Origin of the sequence: Pseudorhodobacter sp. (genome assembly GCF_030452865.1) — a bacterium.
In the GTDB taxonomy this organism is placed as follows: Bacteria; Pseudomonadota; Alphaproteobacteria; order Rhodobacterales; family Rhodobacteraceae; genus Pseudorhodobacter.
In genome coordinates, this window is sequence record NZ_JAKDLJ010000538.1 from 1 (window position 1) to 1,928 (window position 1,928).

Annotated in this window: 2 protein-coding genes; both read left to right on the top strand. The window is 58.6% G+C overall.

Going from position 1 to position 1,928, the window contains the following annotated elements; translation table 11 throughout:
* On the top strand, window positions 1–611 hold a 611-nt coding region (locus L0H65_RS19160), incomplete at its 5' end, for a transglycosylase SLT domain-containing protein (RefSeq protein WP_301460785.1).
* On the top strand, window positions 608–1,928 hold a 1,321-nt coding region (locus L0H65_RS19165), incomplete at its 3' end, for an FHIPEP family type III secretion protein (protein WP_301460786.1). The genes L0H65_RS19160 and L0H65_RS19165, both read left to right, overlap by 4 nt.

Sequence of the window (1,928 nt, forward strand, 5' to 3'; positions counted from 1 at the left end):
TCACCTCGGCTGACGAAACTGGTATTTGCGACCGCGCGGCGATTTTTGCTGCCGATCAAACCGGTGTACCTGTCGCGATTTTGCAAGCGATCACCCTCGCCGAAACCGGGCGCGGCGAAGCTGCAGGCTCTAAGCCAGCCGCCTGGCCATGGACAGTACAAGCCCAAGGCCAGGGCCATTGGTTCCCGGATAGTGCGATGGCATTGGCATTTGCCGAAGATTTGTTGCGGCACGGCATTCGGAATTTTGACCTTGGCTGTTTTCAGGTGAATTTCCACTGGCATTCCGCAGGCTTCACCTCCGTTTCCGCGATGCTGACCCCGGAACTAAATGCTGTCTATGCGGCAGAGTTCCTGCAAACCCTGATGCGCGAAACGGGTGATTGGCGCCAGGCCGTCGGCCATTATCATTCCCGTGACGCCGCGCGCGCCGAGGTTTATGTCCAGCGGCTGGAAACCATGTTTGCCGAACGCGCGGTACGGCGGACTGCCTCCCCTGCGGTTGAGATTGCGCCTGAGCGCGCTGCCCGGCGCTTCAGCCTTGTCGCTGCTCAGGGCCCCCTGCTCCAACGGACGAAACCCAGACAGCCATTGATCGGAGCGGTTCGATGAGCGGCCTCACCCTGCGGTCCATGTTCCAGCCGACGATCCTGATGGCCTTGGCGCTGATGGGCGTGATCGTGATGATGGTGTTGCCGGTTCCCGCCTGGATGCTCGATCTCGGTCTTGCGCTTTCATTCGCCTTGGCGATCCTGATGTTCACGGTAACGTTGTTCATAGAGCGGCCACTCGATTTTTCGGCGTTCCCAACGGTTTTGTTGGCGTCGCTCATGTTGCGGCTGTCGCTCAACGTATCCTCGACAAAACTGATTATCGGGCAAGGTCACACCGGCACCGCCGCGGCGGGAAATGTGATCGAGGGTTTTGCAAATTTCATCATGGGCGGATCGGTGCTTTTGGGCGTCGTGATTTTCTGTGTTCTGTTGATCGTGAACTTCATGGTTATCACGAAAGGCGCGGGTCGTATGGCCGAAGTCGGGGCGCGGTTTGCACTTGATGGCATGCCCGGCAAACAATTGGCGATCGACAGCGATATGTCCGCCGGTGCCATTGACCATGCCGAAGCGAAAGCCCGGCGCGAAACTGAACTGGCCGAAACCAACTTTTTTGGTTCGCTCGATGGCGCCTCAAAATTCGTGAAGGGCGATGCCGTTGCTGGTCTGCTCATCACTTTGCTCAATATCGTCATTGGGCTGGTAATGGGTACTTTGGTCCACGGGATGCCTATTGGCCAAGCCTTTGAAACCTATGCGATATTGACCGTCGGCGACGGTTTGGTAAGCCAAATCCCCGCCGTCATCATCTCAATCGCCGCCGCACTGCTTTTGGCGCGCGGCGGCACGACGGGGGCGGCGGATGTCTCGTTCTTTGCCCAATTGGGCAGATACCCTGGCGCTCTCGCAACCGTCGCGGTTCTGATGGCACTTTTTGCCCTGATTCCCGGCCTTCCATTCCTGCCGTTCATTCTTGCGGCTTTGATTCTTGGCGCATCGGCGTATTGGGTTGCCGGCGCTGCAGCGCGAACAACGAAAGAAGCGGATGAACCTGCCGGATTGGCATCCGAAGCGCGCCTTGGTGATGTTCTTGATTTTGACGATATCCACATCGAGTTCGCGCTGGATCTGATCGCAATGGTGTTGGATCCTGCAACGGGCCTCGACACCCGCATTGCAAATATGCGCAAGCATATTGCCAGCAGCTACGGGCTGATCCTGCCCGAAATCCGCCTGACGGATGAACCCTCCCTGCCCGCGGGAACTTACCGTATTCGGCTTCAGGGGGTCGAACGAGTGCGCGACCGACTGCTGCCGGACCGCGTTCTGGCGCTGCTGTCCGATGGGTTCCCAACCCCCGACGGGTTCGACGTGC